General features: G+C 26.6%; 2 protein-coding genes. One reads left to right on the plus strand and one right to left on the minus strand.

From position 1 onward, the window contains the following. Nucleotides 1-990 (plus strand): M14/M99 family metallopeptidase (locus HG1285_RS01095; RefSeq protein ID WP_032497192.1); only part of this gene is annotated, 990 nt, incomplete at its 5' end. Here the strand turns inward: HG1285_RS01095 and HG1285_RS20065 are convergent. Next, the coding region (locus HG1285_RS20065; protein WP_008289483.1) for a hypothetical protein at nt 987-1,283 on the minus strand (297 nt) is incomplete at its 5' end. The genes HG1285_RS01095 and HG1285_RS20065 overlap by 4 nt on opposite strands.

Raw genomic sequence — 1,283 nt, forward strand, 5'->3', positions numbered from 1 at the left:
ATTAACAATAAAGTTCGTATAGTACTTCCAGAAAAGCCTTTTGAATACTTTGTAAAGAAAGGAAAAGAAAAAGGAGGTAGGGTTTTAATTATAGGTGGAATACACGGTAATGAAATTGGTGCATATAAAGCAGCCGATATATTAGCGGATTTAGAAGTAAAAAAAGGGACACTTATAGTCGTACCAAGAAGTAATTTTACATCTGTAATCGCAGATGTTAGAGGATACAATGGGGATATGAATAGAAAATTCAAACACATAAGTAAAAAAGACCCAGATTATAAATTTGTAGAAAATTTAAAACAGCTTATTTTGACTTTTAGACCAGATGTTGTGCTTTCTTTACATGATGGATACGGATTTCACATTTTAAATCCAAATAGATGGGGTCAGTGTATAGTAATAGATGAAATTCAATATAAAAATTTTCCACTTTTTAAAATAGCTAAGTTCGTATCACAAAATGCAAATAAAAAAATAACAAAAAGAAAATACAAAATACCTGTATACAACACACAGACATTTAGTTCAGATAAACATAAAGAACAAAGGAAGGCTCTAACCGGCTGGTGCTTGAAAAATAATATTCCGGCTTTTTGTCTTGAAGCATCAAAACAACTCCCATCTGTAAAAGAAAAGATAAAAACTCACTTTTACATGCTTGAGGAGTTTTTCAAGATTTATAATATTGAAATTGAGCCCGGTTTTTCTTATGTACTAAAAAATATAAAAAATTATTTAAAGATAAAAAATCCAGTGATTACTGCAAAAATAAACGGAAAGATAATAAACATTAATAAAAAGCAAATTTTAAAAATTCATAGAGGGGCTAAATTTAAAATACACTCTATGCAGGGTGGTAGAGGGATTTATACAGTTCCAGATGATATAAATTTAAATCTTGAAAGCTTTTATATAAGAAAATATTTAACTTTCCACGTAAAAAACGACTATAAAAAACTTTTTGATTTTGCAGTAAAAGTAATTTAATATTCTACAATATCAATCTTGTAAGGTTTTCCAGTAAAAAATATATCTTTTTTCCTTAAAATATTTCTAAATTTGTTTAAATCTTTTTTAGCCTTTTCTTTGTCAGTATAAAGTAATGCAACTGCATAATATTTGCCATCTTTTACCTTTAAAACATAAAATTTTTTATCTAAGATTTTTTCATATTTATGTTTTATTTTTTCTATTTCCTTTAAGCTTGGCATAGTTGCAAAATACATAATGTAATATTTTTTATTGCTTACATTCGTATTTTTTAAAGGAATATTAACTAC

Source organism: Hydrogenivirga sp. 128-5-R1-1, from assembly GCF_000171895.1.